We start from the raw sequence: 16618 nt of genomic DNA on the forward strand, positions 1-16618 counted from the left end.
TAAGAAGCCAGCCCCTCATCGGGGGAAATTAGTGAAAGTGGATTGGGCGCACTGGCCCGGTAGTTAATGAAAAGTTAACGCACCTGCGCGGATCGCGAAATTGGGGGATTCCCGTAGTGCTGCGATTTTTTTCCCAATCCCCCAATTTATTTAGCGCGCAGAAGCCTAAAAACTGGGATTTATACGGCTTTCTCAGCCGCGGCACGCGCGATCACCAGTTCCTCGTTCGTCGGAATGACCATCAGTTTAACACGTGACAGGTCGGTCGAGATGACGCGCAGATTGTCCGCGTTTGCATCGTGGTCCAGTTCAAGACCCAACCACCCCATGTCAGTGCAGATACGATCGCGGATATAGGTCGAGTTCTCACCGATCCCGCCGGTAAACACGACGGCGTCCAGACCTCCCAACACGGCGGCCAAAGCGCCCAGCTCACGGCGTATCCGGAACGTGTAGTAGTTGATGGCATTGCGTGCACCCGGCGTATTCGACGCCTCAAGCGTACGCATATCATTGGTCATTCCGGAAAGGCCAAGCAACCCGGATTTACGATACAGAAGATCCGAAATCTCATCCGCATTCATGCCTTGCTGATCCATCAGATACAGCACAACGCCCGGATCCAGCTGGCCACAACGCGTTCCCATCGGCAAACCATCCATGGCCGAGAACCCCATGCTTGAACCGACCGACCGACCTCCGATCATAGCGCACATTGAGGCACCGTTGCCAAGATGCGCCACAACCACCCGTCCGCCATGTATCAGCGGAGCAGTCTTGGCCAGATGGTCCGAGATGTAATCATAGCTCAGACCGTGGAAGCCATAGCGGCGAACGCCCATATCGTAATACTCGGTCGGCAATGCGAAGGTGTCATTGACCCAAGGGTGGTGGCGGTGAAAAGCGGTATCGAAACAGGCAACCTGCTTGGCATTGGGGAACCTGTCCATCGCAGTACGTGCGCCCTGCAGATTGTAAGGTTGGTGCAGGGGCGCAAAAGGCTCGAGTTTTTCCAGCATCTGCAAGCTTTCGGGGGCCAGCAGAATGGGCCTGTCATTATCCGGGCCGCCATGCACGATGCGGTGTCCAACCGCGGTCACGCCCGCCGACGGAAACTGCCGTTCCAGCAAATCCAAAATATAGTCCAAGGCGCTAGCCTGATCGCACAGCGCTTCAGAAGCGGTATCGGCAAGCACGCGGCCATCCGTGGTCTCTGCTTTGATGCGCGCCGCGCGGCTGCCGATGCGTTCCACCTCTCCCGAACAGACCAGGATCGGATCTGCTTCGCCTGCGGAGAACAACCCAAACTTCAGCGAGGACGAGCCTGAATTCAGTGTGATGATATGGTCCATCAGATCTTACCCGACATCCGCGCCGCATGCAGGGCCGCGACGGCACAGGAAACGAGCCGCGCCTTTTCGCCATCTGCGCGACTGGTCAGAATAATCGGTACGCGCGCGCCCAGCACCACCCCGGCAGCCTCGGCGTGCGCGATATACGTCAGTTGCTTGGCTAGCATGTTGCCTGCGTCCAGATTGGGTACGACAAGAATGTCTGCCCGTCCGGCCACCTCGGACACGATCCCTTTGGTGCGCGCCGCGGCCAGGCTGACCGCGTTGTCCATGGCAAGCGGCCCATCGACCAAGCCACCCCTGATCTGTCCCCGCTCGGCCATCTTCGACAGCAATGCGGCATCAATCGACGACCGGATTGCTGGATTCACCGTCTCGACCGCCGACAGAACACCCACTTTCGGAGCGCCAATTCCGATTGAGATTGCCAGATCGATCGCGTTCTGCGTGATGTCGATCTTGGTTTCCAGATCCGGCTCGATATTGATGGCCGCATCGGTCACCAGCAAGGGATGCGGCTGGCCGGGTATATCCATGACGAAGACATGCGTAAATCGGCGCCCCGCGCGAAGTCCACGATCCCGCCGCAACGCCGCCCGTAGCAGTTCGTCCGTATGAAGATGCCCCTTCATCAATGCTTCAACATGTCCTTCGACAACCAGATCAACCGCTTTGTTGGCGGCGTCCAGATGGTCCTTAACGGGAACGATCTCAACGTCACCCAAGGGCAACTCAATCTCACGCGCTGCTGCGGCAATCTTGTCGGGGTCACCTATCAGGACCGGCTTGATGATGGTTTCACGCGCCGCCAATAAGGCCCCCCCCAGCGAGTTGGGCTCTTCTGGGGCGACAACTGCCGTGGGGATCGGAGGCAGCGGGCGCGAGCGATCGAGCAGTGCATCAAAATGCCGGTGCCGCTCGACGACCAGACCAGGCACTTCAATCTCATTGAATGACAGTTCTTTCTCCGGAGCGATCACGACCGCGATGCCAGACACGATCAGCGCCTCATCTCTAGGGCGCATCACCTGAGTTTCCAGAAATACCTCGCGGTTATCGCGTTTTTCGATAACCGTAACTCTGGCCAGCAGTTCTTCACCCGCATATGCCCGGGCGCTAAAATCCAAGCTTTGCGACTTATACAGCGTACCCGCGCCCGGCAGGATATTCCCCAAAACGGCCGAGATCAGAGCCCCAAGAAACATCTCGGGCGCGATCGCCTCGTTTACGTTATCACCGTCCCCATCTTCGTCGGCCAGGTTCAAAGGGTTATGGTTGCCGGAATTCGATGCGAAAACATAAAAATCATCCTCTGTGCAGAACCGAGTCAGCTCGGCGGTGTCACCGATCTGAAGCTGATCAAAGGGCTTGTTGTGATACTGCATTGAAACTCTCGGCGGCTGTTTTGCACCGATCATTATGAGATTTCAGGTAAATTTCCAATGACGTTCGATGGGTTTCTAGGGCTCAAAGCCATCTGGCACACCGAACAGTGGCGCATCCAGTGTGGTCCCGGTCAATGCACCCATGAACGCCACCAGATCTGCGACCTGGGCATCGGTCAGTTCCAGCGGTTCGATGTCAATTTTCTGGCGATGACGCTCCATCTCGAACCGGTCCTGCCAGACGATGAAATCAACATTCTCAAGCCACGGCACGTTGGGCAGCCCGGCCAAATCAGGGGTCCAGGCAGCGAGGCTCTGCGATGGGTTCAAGTGGTGGCGAATAATGCCTTCCAGATCGGGAAAGGCACCGTTGTGACCATAGGGCGCCGTCTCTGTCACATTGCGCAGCATCGGTGTGCGGAAACGATAGGCGTCCTCAAGACGGTTGCTTTCACCCATATGACCCACGTCGCGGGCATAGGGGTCCCATTGGCGGGTCTTGCCCGGTCCAAATGGCGGCAGGCTCAGCGCGTGGAATTTTTGATCCGATAGCAACGGGCCGGAATGGCAGTTTGCGCAACCTGCCTCACCATAAAACAGGGTCATGCCGTCCTTTTGCCGAGGCGTCAGGGCTGTGTTATCTCCGGCCAGATATTGATCGAACGGGCTGTCCATGCTGCGCCATTCCAGCGCCATGAATGCCGCCAGCGCGTTGGCTACTTGGGTGATCGTGATGTCCTCGGTCGTGTCGATGTCATCGAATGCCTTGACCATGGCGGGCCCATAGCGCGGATCGGTGCGTACCCGTTTGGCGAGGATCGGCCAGCCCTTGTCGATGCGGTCATGCACCGCGCCGGTGACTTGATTTTCGGCCACATTCCCGGCCATTTCAAACTGCGAAGTCAGCGGGAAAAGCGCCTGCGCGGCCAGCAGCGAATTCAAGCCGTCCGGCAACCACTCCTGCGCGGGTGAGTTGAAACCGTTACCGTAGACGTCAGAGATACTCAGACGGCCATCATGGAAAACCGTGTGAAGTTCCTTTGCACCAAGGTTCCAAAGCCCCGGCGAATTGCGGGGAATTCGCTTGCGGATTTTGTCCGTTCCGATGCCCGGCGTCCGGTCTGGCCCCAAGCCCATCCCGCCTTCTCCGATGCCAAGCGACAAGCCGTCCGAGGTGCCGAAATCCGGGTGATGGCAATGGGCGCAGCTTATGTTCCGGTTTCCCGATAAAATGGGATCGTAAAACAGTTGATGACCGATAGCGGCCTGTTCCATATCAAAGGGGATGAAATCGTCATCCGTCAGCGGGCGCGGCAGATCCTGAGCAGCCGCGGCCCCTGCCAAGAGGAAAGCAACCCCATGCGCCAGTTTGTATTTGCCCTGTGCCTTCTCGCGACCCCAGCGCTGGCTGAACTGGAACAAGCACGCGATCTGATGGAGGCCGGAGAGTTTGAAGCCGCGCGCGAGGAATTGCTGCCCGCCGCGCGCTCCGGCAATGCCGAAGCCGAGGAATTGATCGGTGTGATGTACGGGTTGGGCCTTGGGGTCGAACAGGACTATGAACGCGCGTTTGAATGGTACTTGCGCGCCTCGATGAAAGGTCATCCCGGGGCGCAATCTGGTATCGGTTGGTACTACGAGTTGGGTCTGGGCATGCCCGCGCCTGATCTGGTTCGAGCGTACATGTGGTATACGCTCAGCGCCATCGGCGGCGATCCCGATGCGGCGATCAGCCTTGAAGAAGTGGTCAAAAAAATGTCGCCGGAGCAGATCGAGAAGGCGCATGTTCTGGTCAACGACTACAAAGGGTGGATGTACCCGTTTCGGTGAGGGCCGGACCCCAGGGCCCGGCCCAGCAATTCAGTTCAGATCCGCATCACGTGAGGCATTAACATCCGCCTCGGCTGCTGCCACAGCGTCAGTCAACGCTACAAAGATCTCATCACCACGTGCCACATTGGACTGGAACCAGTCATAGACCGGGGTTGCGGCTTCTTTGAAAGCAGCTTTCTGGTCGGGTGTCAGGACATAAAGGTCACCACCGCCGGCAACGAAATCCTCATACGCCTGGATCGACTTGCGCTTGGGTGAGGCAAAGGTCGCCTGCTGCAGCGCATAAAACCCGTCGACTACCACGCGGCGCATATCTTCTGGCATCTCCTGGAACTTGGCGTTGTTCATCCACCACAGCGCACCCATGTAGGCATGCCCATCCAGCGTGACATATTGCAGGCCTGCATCAGGGAACTTCATACCCATGATGTCAGTGATGCCGTTTTTCGAGCCCTCAACCACGCCGGTCTGGAAGCTGGTGAACAGTTCTGGCCACGGGATCGGGGTCGGTGATGCACCCAGTGCTTTGACCAGCTCCTGCGGCAGGTCGGCAACCACGGTGCGGATTTTCAGACCTTCCATGTCAGCCGGCTCAGCAACACGGCGTTGTGTATTGGCGAAGTTGCGCCAGCCACCTGTATTGCCGATTGTCATCAGACGGATCGCACCGCCGGAATCCTCCAGCGCCATGTCGCGCATCTGCCGGGTGAAATCACCAGATAGGACATGTTCGGCAATGCGGTCATCGGCCATCAGGTAAGGCAGGTCCAGAACCTGCACGTAAGGGAAGATGCCCGAGGCCCCTCCAGAGGTTGAGATGTAGATGTCGATCGTACCGTCTGCCACACCCTGCAGGCACTCGGCACCGTTCGAGCAGAGCTGCGTACCTATGAACAGCTCAACCTCAATGGCTCCGTTCGAGGCCGCCTCAACGTAGTTCTTGAAAACGACCAGACCGTCATAGTCTTCGTCGTTTTCATTCGAGTTTGCTGTGGCGCGTAGCGTGTAGTCGGCGGCAGCCGCGGCAATCGCAGACGCGGCCACTAGCGACGTGGCCACCGCTGCGGTTTTGATAAATCTTCTGAGCATGCGTTTCCTCCCTGTGATACTCAGTTCAGTTTGCAAATCCCGTTATCCTCGGGATCGTCATGGATAGTGCGGGGATGTATGTGATCAAGAAGATCACGATGATTTCGACCGCCAGAAACGGCAGGATTGCCTTGGCGATGGTTTCAACCCGTTCCCGAGACACGGCGGCGGCTACGAACAGCACCAGCCCCATGGGCGGGGTGGCCAGACCGACGGTCAGGTTGACGCTCATGATAATGGCAAAATGGATCGGGTCTACACCGAGGCTGGTGAAGATCGGACCGAGGATCGGGCCAAGGATGATAATAGCGGGGCCTGCATCCAGGAACATTCCGACGATGAACAGCAGCAGGTTGATCAGGAACAGCAGGATCAGCGGGTTTTCCGACAGGCTGAGGATTAGCGAGGCCAGCTGCTCCGGCGCATGGCTAAGACTAACGACCGTCTTGAACGCCATTGCCGCCCCGACCAACAACAGGACGACAGCTGAGGTCATACCTGCATTGCTGAGCACCTCGGGGACTTCTTTCCACGTCAATGTGCGCAGGACGAAGAAACCGATGATGAAGGCATACCCTACTGCGACTGCGGCGGCCTCGGTTGGGGTAAAGATGCCACCCAGTATTCCGCCCAGGATGATCACAGGGGTCATCAGTGGGAAGAACGCCTTTAGGCTGGCCTGACGGCGTTCCGGCCAAGTGTATTTACGGCTGGCGACCGGGAAGTCGTAGCGATCCGCCATCAGCTTGATCATGAGCATCAAACCGACACCGACCATGACCCCAGGCACGATGCCAGCGAGAAAGAGCGCAGCAACACTTTCACCCATGACATAGGCATAGATGATCATGATGCCCGAGGGCGGGATGATCGGCCCGATCACCGAACTGGCTGCCGTGATCGCGGCGGCAAATTTGCGGGTATAGCCTTGCTTCTCCATCGCCGGGATCAGCATTGACCCAAGCGCCGAAGTATCGGCGACAGCGGATCCTGAAAGGCCCGCGAACAGGATCGAGCTGAGGACGTTCACATGCGCAAGGCCGCCCCGCAGGTGGCCCATCAGGGCCTGGCTGAACTCCACAAGTCGGATGGTAATGCCGCCCCGGTTCATGAGTTCTCCGGCCAGCATGAAGAAAGGGATCGCCATCAGCGGGAAGCTATCCATACCGTTATAGACATTGCGATAGAGCAGCGTGATGTCGTTGGTTTGGCCACTCAGCCACAGCAAGATACCGGGTGCCGCCAGTAGCGCGAAAAAGACCGGCAGGCCGATCAGCAGGAAGACAAGGAATGTAGGCAGGAACCAAATCAGCATCTATTCAGCCCCCACCGCAGCTTCGGGAATTTCGGGCAACAGATGTGCTCCGCCCAGCATGGTCACGATGGACCGCAAGATCAGTTCGATATTCACCGAGATCAGGAGGATGATCCCCACCAGCAGCGAGGCCATCATCCAGCTGCGTGGAATGCGGTACCATTCATCGAACCCGAAAGAGGTGGGCAGATACAGGGCGGCGGTGGCGAACCTGCCGCCAAAGCCCGTAACCTCAGACCAGCCGATATTGACCGCAACCAGCAGGACAGCCAGCGATATCAGCAGCAGGAACAGATTGAGCGAAAGGCCAAGCGCACGCGGCAGGAAACGCGCAAGCATGTCGATGGCGACGAACCCTCCGCGGCGGAAAGCGGTGGGGGCCATCAGGCCCGTCATCCAGAGCATGCAAAACCGCGCAGCCTCGTCCGGCCATGGCAGGGCGTTGCCCAGAACGTATCGAAAGAACACCTGAATCAGGATTGCGATCACCATAACTGCAATCGCAACGACGCCAACCGCGCGGCCCAATCGCAGCACGGTTTCGTTCACGAATGCAATCGGCGCTAACGCCGATGCCAGTCCGCCCATGCGGATCCTCCCTTGTTCAGCTGCGGGTTTGCCCCGCAATCGTCATATCGCGCTTAGCTCTGCGCGAATTGGCCGAGTTTTCCGGCAAAGAAAGTCAGCGCGTCTCCATCCGCCATGCTGACCTTCAGAACTTTGCCCACCACGATCACATGATCGCCCGCATCGTGATAAGCGTGCTGCTCGCATTCGAACCGGGCAAGACTGCCCGGCAACAACGGGGTGCCGTTTTCACACCGGTCATGCTCGATATCGCGCAATGCGTGGGCGTCTTTCGAACACCCGAAGCACAGCTCGGCCTGTTCAGCAGACAGAACATGCACGCTGAAGTGGCGCGCCGCGTGAAAATAACGGAACCGGCGCGAATTGCGGTCGCCCGCCCACATCACCAGTGGAGGGTCCAGCGACAGAGACGAAAAGCTGTTGGCCGTTATACAAATCGGCCCATCCTCACTATCGCAGGTCACGACGGTAACGCCGGTGGCAAAGCGGCCAAAAGCATCGCGCAAGGTTCGCGTGTCGTCCTTATGCGGGACGAATGTATGGTTCATATCGCGCGAGATTGCGTTCATCATGGCACCTCATGTCCCAGCGCCGCCTCATACAGGCGGTACCAGCTTTCACGATCCAGCTTGACCTTCAACGCATCCGAGGCGCGTTTGATACGGCCCAGATTATTTGTGCCCAAAACCGGCAGGATGTTCGCCGGATGCGCGAGCAGGAAGGCAACCGCAACGGCGGCGCGGTCCACCCCGAAATCCTCGGCTATCTCATCCGCAACAACACCAACCGGTGGATTCCCGGCCATCAAAAGGCCTCCACCCAGTGGAGACCACGCCATAAGCGGGTGACCATGCTGTTGATGGAACGCCAGATCGCCGTTGGTGAACGGGCTGATCTCGCCCAGAGATATCTCGATCTGATTGGTGACCAACTGGGTTTTCATCGCCGACTGCAGCAAAGACCAGTCCCAAGGGCGGAAGTTGGACACACCAACCGCACCGACCTTGCCACTGGCAACCACCTCATCCAGCGCTGCACCGGTTTCATGGTGATCCATCATTGGATCCGGGCGGTGGATCAGTAGCAAGTCGATGTGGTCGATCGCCATTTCCGACAGAGATGTATCGACCGATTTCAGAATATGCGCACGCGACGTGTCGTAATATTTGACCTTGGCCTCGGCATAACGCCCCATCGGCGCGACGATGTCACATTTGGTGACGATCTCCATTTTCTGGCGCAGGCTGGGATTGGTGCGCAAGGCATTGCCCAGAACGGCTTCGGCCGCGTATCCGCCATAAATGTCGGCCTGATCGAAGGTGGTGATGCCCTGATCCAGACAGGCCTGAATCTTGGCCTCAACATGCGCAGTCGAGGTGTCACTGTCATCACCCAAGCGCCACATGCCATAGACAAGACGGCTCATTTCCAGCGTGTCAGATAGTTTCACACGTTGCATCAGCGACGAACTCCGTTGCCCAGCGGGGTTGCCGGGGTGGTTGCTGGCACGCGCCCGTAAGCTTCGGGAAGCGAGCAGGTTTTCAGGTTGGGCATCACACGGGCGCCAAAATGCTTGGCCTCGTCCATGTGCGGGTAGCCCGAGAAGATGAAGGCGCGGATGCCCATCTTCTGATACTCTTCGATTTTAGACATAACTTGATCGGTCGAACCGACCAGCGCAGCACCACAGCCCGACCGTGCGCGTCCGACGCCGGTCCACAGTCCAGGTTCGACATAGCCATATTCGTCGGCCAGATCGCGGTTCTTGGATTGATGCGCCACGCCCAAGGATGTCGCGTCCAGTGCCCGCTCGCGGATCGCACGACCATATTCGTCATCCAGTTTCGAGACGATGTAGTCGGCGTATTCCTGTGCCTCAGCCTCGGTATCGCGAACAATCATGTGGACGCGCAGACCGTAGTCCAGAGTACGATTGTAATTCTCGGCAACCGCATGAACGGCTTTCATCCGCTCGGCCAACTGATCCGTTGTTTCCGGCCACATCAGGTAGACATCGCAATGTTCACCGCACAGGTCCAAAGCAGACGGCGAGTAGCCGCCGAAATACAGCAGTGGGCCACCGGTCTGGTAAGGCCGAGCCGGGTCGGTGGTCAGGCCTGAAAAGTTATAGACCTCGCCCGCATGGTTGATTTCGTCCTGCGTCCAGGCCTGCTTCAGGATCTCGACCACTTCGCGCGAACGCTGATAGCGGTACGCACTGTCGGCTTTCTCGCCCGGGAAATCGGACGAGATGATGTTGACTGTCAGCCGCCCCTTTAGCATGTGGTCCAGCGTCGCGATGGTGCGGGCCAGCATGATGGGCTGCATTTCGCCACAGCGCACGGCGGCCAGCAGGTTGATGTTTTCGGTAATCGGCGCGCAACCTGCAACAAAGCTCAGGGTGTCCTGTCCGACCTGATAAGACGATGGGCACAGGATGTTGCGAAAGCCTTGCGCCTCGGCCTCTTTCACGATGCCTGAACAATGCTCCCAACTGGATCGCAGTTCACCATCGGGCACACCCAGAAACTGGTAGTCATCCGAGCAAAGCGCTGCAAACCACGAAACCTCGGCCGCATCCAGGTCGGGGGATGTGATGGGGACGATGGTCATTTGATTCACGCTCCGTACATCTTTGACTTTCCTCTTGCGTAGCAAGCGCATTGATGTAGATCAATAGTGTATCAATTTTTCCTGCGACCGAGTGAAGCGCCCTCAATGTCCTCCAGCAGCCGCAACCCCAACGCCCTGCCGATCTATGTCCAGATCTCAGAGCTTCTGATCCGCGATATAGCTGCGGGCCGTCTGATTGATGGTGAGCGTCTTCCACCTGAACGGGACATGGCTTCGAACCTAAATGTCTCGGTCGGGACCTTGCGAAAATCCCTCGCCGAGCTTGAGAAAAAAGGCATGTTGGAGCGTATTCAGGGTTCGGGCAACTACATCCGCGAGACCGGAACGCAGAACAGCGTCTATGCGATGTTCCGGCTGGAACTGCCCGAAGGCGGCGGGTTGCCGCGTGCCGATATTCTGTCAGTTGATCATCTCAAGAAGCCTGCGAAGCTGCCGAAGTTCGGCCTGTCTGATAGCGGTTCGCGCGTACGCCGGATGCGTTATCTGAATGACACAATCATCGCGGTCGAAGAAATCTGGCTGGACGAATCAGCCGGGACCATAGACCAGAACCTGCTGTCCGACTCGCTTTATCGCTATTACCAGCAACAACTTGGCTTCTGGATCACTCGGGCAGAGGATCGCGTTTCTGTCAGTGCCCTGCCCGACTGGACTCCTGAAGGCTTCACCAAACCTGCGGGCCAAGCCGCAGGGTATATCGAACGGTTCAGTTGGTCTGAGAAAGCTGAACCTATCGAGTTTTCAAAAACATGGTTTGATTCAGATCGAGCCACATACGTTCAACGCCTGAAATAAAAGGAACTGCGCATGACCCGGACCACCAACTATGGGCTGATCGGATGCGGTATGATGGGGCAGGAACACCTGCACAACATTGCTCTGCTTGAGGGCACACGAGTCGCCGCAATCTTCGAACCCGACCCGGAGATGGCGCATAAGGCGCAGGAGATTGCGCCCGAGGCGCAGATGGTATCTTCCCTTCAGGACCTTCTGGCAGTCAATGATCTGGACTGTCTAGTCATCGCCAGCCCCAACCACCTGCATGTTGATCAACTGGCCGAGATTGCGGAAACCCGCCCGCTGCCACTGTTGATCGAGAAACCGTTGTTCACTGATCCCACCGATCTTGCACGGCTTGAGGAGTTGGAACGCAGTTTTCCGCACCCGATCTGGGTCGCAATGGAATATCGCTATATGCCCCCGATCACGGCGCTGATCGATGAAGCAGCGACCGCAGGTGGTGGGATCAAGATGCTCACGATCCGCGAACACCGCTTTCCGTTTCTCGAGAAGGTCGGCAATTGGAACCGGTTCAACCGTAACACTGGCGGTACATTCGTCGAAAAATGTTGCCACTTCTTCGACCTCATGCGCCTGATCCTGCAATCAGACCCGGTTCGGGTTTCCGCAAGCGGAGGCCAAGCTGTCAATCATTTGGACGAAGTTTATGACGGCGATACTCCAGATATTCTGGACCACGGCTATGTCATTGTCGATTTTGCTTCGGGCACACGCGCGATGCTCGAGCTTTGCATGTTTGCCGAGGGTTCGCGGTATCAAGAAGAAATCTCGGCCATTGGGCGCGATGCCAAGATCGAAGCGCTTGTGCCCGGCCCGGGCCGCTTCTGGCCCGAACATTTGGGCGACGCGCCTGTACCACAGCTGATCATCAGCCCTCGTGCACCGAAAGGCCCAATCCAGCGCGACATCCCCGTTGATCCCGAGTTGCTGGCGGCTGGCGACCACAATGGCTCAACTTATTACCAGCACAAAGGCTTTCTGGAGCTGGTCAGGGGCGAGCGCACCAAACCCGAGGTCTCACTGCGTGATGGGATTTGGGCCGTGCGTATCGGCCTTGCCGCACAACAGGCGTCAGAGCAGGGCCAAACGATCAGCCTAGCTGGGTGATTAACAGGGTCAGAAAATCACATTCAGCATCAACAGTGAGACGATCAAGAAAATGATCGTCATGATCCCGCCCGAACGGACGAAATCGGTCACTTTGTACCCAGCTGGCCCCATGATCAGCGCATTCACCTGATGGGTCGGGATAATGAAACTGTTCGAGGTCGAAATCGCGACGGTTAATGCAAAGACCGCCGGGTTGGCACCCGCCGCAACCGCAATTGAAACCGCAAGGGGCACCAACAGAACCGTCGCGCCGACGTTTGACATGACCAGAGAAAATGCCGTCGCCAGAATGGCGACGCCCGCCTGTAGCGCCCAATTCGGCCATCCATCCAAGATGATCATGATCTGTTGCGCAATCCATGCCGCAGTCCCGGTATTCTGCACCGCCTGACCCAACGGGATCAGACACGCCAGCAGAAAGACCGTGTTCCATCCAACTGCTCGATACGCCTCGTCAACACTGAGCACCCGGGTCAACATCATTCCTGCGGCTCCGGTCAGCAAACAGAGCGACAAACGCACATCCGTGAACAGGATCAGCGACAATGAGATCAAGAAGAACAAGAGCGCCCAGCCTACTTTCTGCGGGCGCAATTCGTCCTGCGGGAAATCAGACGTGACCACAACAAAATCCGGATCACGCTTTATCCGCATCAGGTTGTCCCAGCGGGTATGAGCAACCAACATGTCGCCAGCCTTGAACTTCTCAAGCCCTATCTGGGTGGATTCATGCGTCTCAGTCTCGACATGACTCAGCGTCTCTTCACCCCTGTGGATGGCGAGCAATGACATTCCGTAGGTTTTGCGGAATAGCAATTCGCGAGGGCATTTGCCGATCAGTTTGCTGTCAGGCGTAACAACCACCTCTGCGACCCCGGCATTCGTGGGTGCGAACTCTTCGACAAACACATCCAGATCAGGCAGCACCGTCAGCCCGTACTTTTCGGCAAACTCTTCGACAACCCAGCGCCGACCCACAATCGCTAATCGACAAGGCGCAGCAATCTCGGCTGTTAGCACCTGAACCATCGAGGTCTTGCCGCGGTAAAAGGTCGAGATGATATAGAGATGATTTTCAAAGTTGATGTCGGCCAGTATTTGCCCGACCAGCGGGCTGTCGGCCGGAACCACAACCTCGAACACATCGGCCTTCAGCCCGTAGACCCGCTGAAGATATTCCTGAGTCCCGCGCCCGGTACCCGTACTCTCCGACCCTGAATCACCCGGCAGCACCCAACGTCCCAGCAGCAGGAAATATGCGATCCCCGTCAGGATCAGCACCGCACCGATGGGGGTAACGGAAAACAATCCAAAGGGTTCCATCTTCTGGGCTTCGGGCAGCCCTTCGTTTGCAGTTTGGATCAGGTCATTCAACAGAATAAGCGGCGAGGACCCGACCATCGTCATTGTCCCCCCCAGAATGGCACAAAACCCCATGGGCATAAGCAAACGTGACAACGGAATACCCGATCGCGATGAGATACGGCTAACCACCGGTAGGAACAACGCCGCCGCCCCGACATTTTGCATGAATGACGAGATAACACCGACTGTGCCCGAAACGATCGGCAGCACTCGGTTTTCAGACTTACCACCATATTTCAAAATGACGGACGCGACCTTGTTCATTAGGCCCGTTTTATCCAAACCAGCACCTACGATCATGACCGCAATGATCGAAATCACGGCATTGGACGCAAACCCGTCAAACAGATGAGGAACATTTGCCAGATTTTCGAGACCCGGTGCATAACTCAACAGACCCACGATGACCAACACCAGGATGGCCGAAAGATCGATCCTGACAATCTCGGACACAAACAAGAACACCGTGAAGGCCAAAAGCGCCGAGACCACACCCATTTCGTATGTAAACGCCAATTGCTCCACTGGGATCACCTGGTTCCAAAAGCAAATCTAATAGGCATTTCTAGGCAATCAGCGCGGGCCTGTCATGGACTTTGTCTGTTTGGTCGAAATCCACCGTGACAAATCTTTCGGCGTCGTAAGAAGCCGTCCGGTGCCACCGAAATTTGCAGCTTGTGATCGATACTCTTGTCGATCTCGAAATCAGGATTGACTTTCAACCAATCATGAACTGCAGTCTTTGGGTTGTCTCCAGGTCCCCATGGACGATCAGTGAACTTAGTGGGAGGCATATCCTCAACGATTGTATCGAAAACAATGCAATAGCTACCCGAAGAAACAAGCGGGGCATACGCATTTAACTCGGCAAGCACATGATCGTGTGTATGATTGCTGTCGAGACAAACAAGTACCTTTAGGTAACCTTCAGTAGCTGTTCGAACCTGGTCCACAATGTCTTCGTCGATAGATGAGCCTTGAATCATCTCGATTCTGGAGGCCATCGGATGCTCTTCTATGGCTGCACGATTGTGGGCGAGAGTACCAATGTCAACGCCAAGAACCCTGCATTTGGGACGGGCGAGATCAAGCGTCGTGCTCGCATAAGCGGCGTGAACATGTCATGGACTTGGACCACACCCCGCCGCGTGTGGTCAGGAAGACAGGCTGGAACCACTGCCTGAACTGTACGAAACCGTTATGGAGCTTGGTTGCAATAGGGATTCGCATCCGCGATAGCTGCAAGACGCCGACCCGATTGCAAAGTCATTCACGATAGCCGTTGCCGCAGGAGATGGCAGAGTAACGGCAAGCTGTTTCGCCAGCCGCGCAAGGCATTGGAGACCGTCCCTCGTAAATCCAACAGAGCAAACCTCGGCAGCGTCTCCTTGCTGCCTGCATCGGTGAAGCGCCTCGGGGGCATGAGTTCCGGGGCGCTTTTACTGAACGAGTCACCACAGAAAACCGCGTTGCTTGTATTGTGCTGGTTTGGGCAAGCACACCACCCCGCAGGGCGGGCACCACCTACTCTAAGCTTTTGTATTTGCTTGGCTTAAGTGGTGAGCCGTGCAGGATTCGAACCTGCGACCCACTGATTAAAAGAACGGCCAGAGCCATTTCTCCGCATTTCGCCAGATTTCGCCACACTGACAAAAATGAAGCAAAAACAGTAATTTAAGTTGACCGTCGCTGCGCCTTGAATTCATGACTTACTCCAGAATTCGCCGCCATTTGCTTCCGTATAGCTTCCGGAAGCAGGCCGGAAGCAAGGAGTGTTCTGGATATGTTCAAACTGACCAAACGCGCAGTTGAGGGGCTTTCAATTGAGGCCAAGGAGTACCTTGTCTGGGACCGGGACATGCGCGGCTTTGGGCTGCGGGTCTATCCGTCTGGCAAGAAGACCTATCTGGTTCAGTACCGGGCCGGACGTCGGACGAGACGGATCACCATCGGCCAACATGGCGTTCTGACAGCCGAGGAAGCGCGAACGCGGGCCAAGCAGCTTCTGGGCGACGTGGCGCGCGGATCGGACCCCTCCGCTGAAAAACAAGCCAAACGGCGCGCACCAACCGTGGCGGGGCTCTGTGACCGGTTTCTTGAGGAATATGTCGATCAGTATTGCAAGCCGACCACCGCCCGAGACTATCACAGCGTCATTCGACGGTTCATCCGGCCAAAGCTTGGCCCCATCCCAATTGCCGAGGTGACCCGTGCCGATGTGGTGGCGTTTCACCATGACTTGCGCGAGACGCCTTATCAGGCCAACCGGGCGGTGGCGATGTTGTCGAAGCTGTTCAATCTGGCCGAGGATTGGGGATTGCGGCAACCGGGATCGAACCCGGCGCGCCGGATCAAGAAATTCCGCGAAGAAGAGAAGAAACGCTATCTGTCAGACGCGGAACAGATAAGGCTCGGCGAAGTACTGGCAGAGGCGTTGGAAGAGGGCACAGAGACTGTATACGTGGTCTCGGCCCTCTTGCTTCTGATTTATACCGGATGTCGCCTCAGTGAGATTCTAACGCTACGCTGGGATTATGTGACGTCTCACCATCTGGAATTGCCGGACAGCAAGACGGGACGCCGCCGCATCCCTCTGCCGAGGGAAGCCTATGATATTCTGATGGACCTTCCCCGGGAACCGAATAACCCCTTTGTCATATTGGGCGAGTCAGAAACCGGGCCGCTCAACAACCTGCAAAAACCATGGCGGCGTATACGTAAGGCGGCTGGTCTGGACGACGTCCGTATACATGATCTCAGGCACACTTATGCCTCAATGGCGATGAAAGACGGGATCGACCCGTTCACCCTTAAGGAGATTATGGGCCACAAGAACCTGACCACGACCCTGCGCTATGCACATCTCGCAGATGATGCCGTACAACGGGCAGCGGGATCGGTTGCAGCCCGTCTAGCACGCGCCGTGCGTAAAGAGGTGCGGACCCCCCCTTTGCGGGTCGTTCAATAGCCTCACATTGCTGCGACCCGCTGCGTTAGCGGTAAAGTCACAAGGTGAGACTTGCTGACGGGTATTTGGTGTGGATGCCGCTAGGTAAGGTTGTACACCGAATCTCTGAGCCGCAATCGCGTTGCTAAAAAACAACGCGCAACAACCGAGTTCATTTCAGGCGCGAGAAAAAAAGGCG

At 56.9% G+C, this 16618-nt stretch carries 14 protein-coding genes and 1 pseudogene; 4 read left to right on the forward strand and 11 right to left on the reverse strand.

Annotation, left to right across the window (positions count from 1 at the left end):
* Nucleotides 1–179: 179 nt before the first annotated feature.
* The 3 genes from AC2TEM_RS17125 to AC2TEM_RS17135 form a co-directional block, all read right to left on the reverse strand.
* A complete protein-coding gene (locus AC2TEM_RS17125; RefSeq protein ID WP_170425635.1) occupies nt 180–1352 on the reverse strand; it encodes an acetate/propionate family kinase in 1173 nt (390 codons plus the stop codon).
* A complete protein-coding gene (locus AC2TEM_RS17130) occupies nt 1352–2737 on the reverse strand; it encodes a bifunctional enoyl-CoA hydratase/phosphate acetyltransferase (RefSeq protein WP_170425632.1) in 1386 nt (461 codons plus the stop codon). Before AC2TEM_RS17130 ends, AC2TEM_RS17125 begins: the two co-directional genes overlap by 1 nt.
* 75 nt (nt 2738–2812) lie before the next feature.
* Nucleotides 2813–4081 (reverse strand): cytochrome c peroxidase, encoded by a 1269-nt coding sequence (locus AC2TEM_RS17135; RefSeq protein ID WP_170425629.1) that lies wholly within the window; start codon nt 4079–4081, stop codon nt 2813–2815.
* Between the two features lie 15 nt (nt 4082–4096).
* On the opposite strand from AC2TEM_RS17135, the gene AC2TEM_RS17140 reads away from it, so the two are divergent.
* Nucleotides 4097–4567 (forward strand): tetratricopeptide repeat protein, encoded by a 471-nt coding sequence (locus AC2TEM_RS17140; RefSeq protein ID WP_170408184.1) that lies wholly within the window; start codon nt 4097–4099, stop codon nt 4565–4567.
* Between the two features lie 30 nt (nt 4568–4597).
* Here AC2TEM_RS17140 and AC2TEM_RS17145 read toward each other — a convergent pair whose 3' ends face one another.
* Genes AC2TEM_RS17145 through AC2TEM_RS17170 form a run of 6 tightly spaced genes read right to left on the reverse strand, consistent with a single transcriptional unit; the run spans nt 4598 to nt 10175 of the window.
* Nucleotides 4598–5659 (reverse strand): TRAP transporter substrate-binding protein, encoded by a 1062-nt coding sequence (locus AC2TEM_RS17145; protein ID WP_170408182.1) that lies wholly within the window; start codon nt 5657–5659, stop codon nt 4598–4600.
* 25 nt (nt 5660–5684) lie between these two features.
* Nucleotides 5685–6974, reverse strand: a complete 1290-nt coding sequence (locus tag AC2TEM_RS17150) for a TRAP transporter large permease (RefSeq protein ID WP_170425626.1) — start codon at nt 6972–6974, stop codon at nt 5685–5687.
* Entirely contained in the window at nt 6975–7562 is a 588-nt protein-coding gene (locus AC2TEM_RS17155) for a TRAP transporter small permease subunit (protein WP_170425623.1), read from the reverse strand. It lies immediately after the preceding gene.
* 53 nt (nt 7563–7615) lie between these two features.
* A complete protein-coding gene (locus tag AC2TEM_RS17160) occupies nt 7616–8131 on the reverse strand; it encodes a flavin reductase family protein (protein ID WP_170408253.1) in 516 nt (171 codons plus the stop codon).
* Entirely contained in the window at nt 8131–9021 is an 891-nt protein-coding gene (locus AC2TEM_RS17165; protein WP_170425620.1) for an aldo/keto reductase, read from the reverse strand. The genes AC2TEM_RS17160 and AC2TEM_RS17165 overlap by 1 nt, the downstream gene beginning before the upstream one ends.
* The gene (locus AC2TEM_RS17170) at nt 9021–10175 is read right to left on the reverse strand and encodes an LLM class flavin-dependent oxidoreductase (protein WP_170425616.1); all 1155 of its coding nucleotides are present in this window, start codon (nt 10173–10175) and stop codon (nt 9021–9023) included. Before AC2TEM_RS17170 ends, AC2TEM_RS17165 begins: the two co-directional genes overlap by 1 nt.
* A 105-nt stretch (nt 10176–10280) precedes the next feature.
* On the opposite strand from AC2TEM_RS17170, the gene AC2TEM_RS17175 reads away from it, so the two are divergent.
* Entirely contained in the window at nt 10281–10991 is a 711-nt protein-coding gene (locus AC2TEM_RS17175) for a GntR family transcriptional regulator (protein WP_170425613.1), read from the forward strand.
* Between the two features lie 12 nt (nt 10992–11003).
* Nucleotides 11004–12104: a Gfo/Idh/MocA family protein gene (locus tag AC2TEM_RS17180; RefSeq protein WP_170425610.1), complete on the forward strand. Its 1101-nt coding sequence runs from the start codon at nt 11004–11006 to the stop codon at nt 12102–12104.
* A 9-nt stretch (nt 12105–12113) separates the two neighbouring features.
* Here the strand turns inward: AC2TEM_RS17180 and AC2TEM_RS17185 are convergent, their stop codons facing one another.
* Complete coding sequence (locus AC2TEM_RS17185) at nt 12114–13970, reverse strand: SLC13 family permease (protein ID WP_170398548.1); 1857 nt, start codon at nt 13968–13970, stop codon at nt 12114–12116.
* Nucleotides 13971–14059: 89 nt separating this feature from the next.
* Nucleotides 14060–14569, reverse strand: a pseudogene (locus AC2TEM_RS17190) (cephalosporin hydroxylase family protein); the annotation flags it as partial.
* A 686-nt stretch (nt 14570–15255) separates the two neighbouring features.
* Here AC2TEM_RS17190 and AC2TEM_RS17195 point away from each other — a divergent pair.
* Nucleotides 15256–16440, forward strand: a complete 1185-nt coding sequence (locus AC2TEM_RS17195) for a tyrosine-type recombinase/integrase (protein ID WP_480856331.1) — start codon at nt 15256–15258, stop codon at nt 16438–16440.
* Nucleotides 16441–16618 lie beyond the last annotated feature (178 nt).

It is taken from the genome of Ruegeria sp. HKCCD3925, assembly GCF_057221175.1.

Excerpts from the sequence above, each read along its gene's own strand:
- AC2TEM_RS17125 (WP_170425635.1), bottom strand. The coding sequence starts at position 1,352 with ATGGACCATATCATCACACTGAATTCAGGCTCGTCCTCGCTGAAGTTT.
- AC2TEM_RS17130 (WP_170425632.1), bottom strand. The coding sequence starts at position 2,737 with ATGCAGTATCACAACAAGCCCTTTGATCAGCTTCAGATCGGTGACACC.
- AC2TEM_RS17140 (WP_170408184.1), top strand. The coding sequence starts at position 4,097 with ATGCGCCAGTTTGTATTTGCCCTGTGCCTTCTCGCGACCCCAGCGCTG.
- AC2TEM_RS17145 (WP_170408182.1), bottom strand. The coding sequence starts at position 5,659 with ATGCTCAGAAGATTTATCAAAACCGCAGCGGTGGCCACGTCGCTAGTG.
- AC2TEM_RS17150 (WP_170425626.1), bottom strand. The coding sequence starts at position 6,974 with ATGCTGATTTGGTTCCTGCCTACATTCCTTGTCTTCCTGCTGATCGGC.
- AC2TEM_RS17155 (WP_170425623.1), bottom strand. The coding sequence starts at position 7,562 with ATGGGCGGACTGGCATCGGCGTTAGCGCCGATTGCATTCGTGAACGAA.
- AC2TEM_RS17160 (WP_170408253.1), bottom strand. The coding sequence starts at position 8,131 with ATGAACGCAATCTCGCGCGATATGAACCATACATTCGTCCCGCATAAG.
- AC2TEM_RS17165 (WP_170425620.1), bottom strand. The coding sequence starts at position 9,021 with ATGCAACGTGTGAAACTATCTGACACGCTGGAAATGAGCCGTCTTGTC.
- AC2TEM_RS17170 (WP_170425616.1), bottom strand. The coding sequence starts at position 10,175 with ATGACCATCGTCCCCATCACATCCCCCGACCTGGATGCGGCCGAGGTT.
- AC2TEM_RS17175 (WP_170425613.1), top strand. The coding sequence starts at position 10,281 with ATGTCCTCCAGCAGCCGCAACCCCAACGCCCTGCCGATCTATGTCCAG.
- AC2TEM_RS17180 (WP_170425610.1), top strand. The coding sequence starts at position 11,004 with ATGACCCGGACCACCAACTATGGGCTGATCGGATGCGGTATGATGGGG.
- AC2TEM_RS17185 (WP_170398548.1), bottom strand. The coding sequence starts at position 13,970 with ATGGGTGTGGTCTCGGCGCTTTTGGCCTTCACGGTGTTCTTGTTTGTG.
- AC2TEM_RS17195 (WP_480856331.1), top strand. The coding sequence starts at position 15,256 with ATGTTCAAACTGACCAAACGCGCAGTTGAGGGGCTTTCAATTGAGGCC.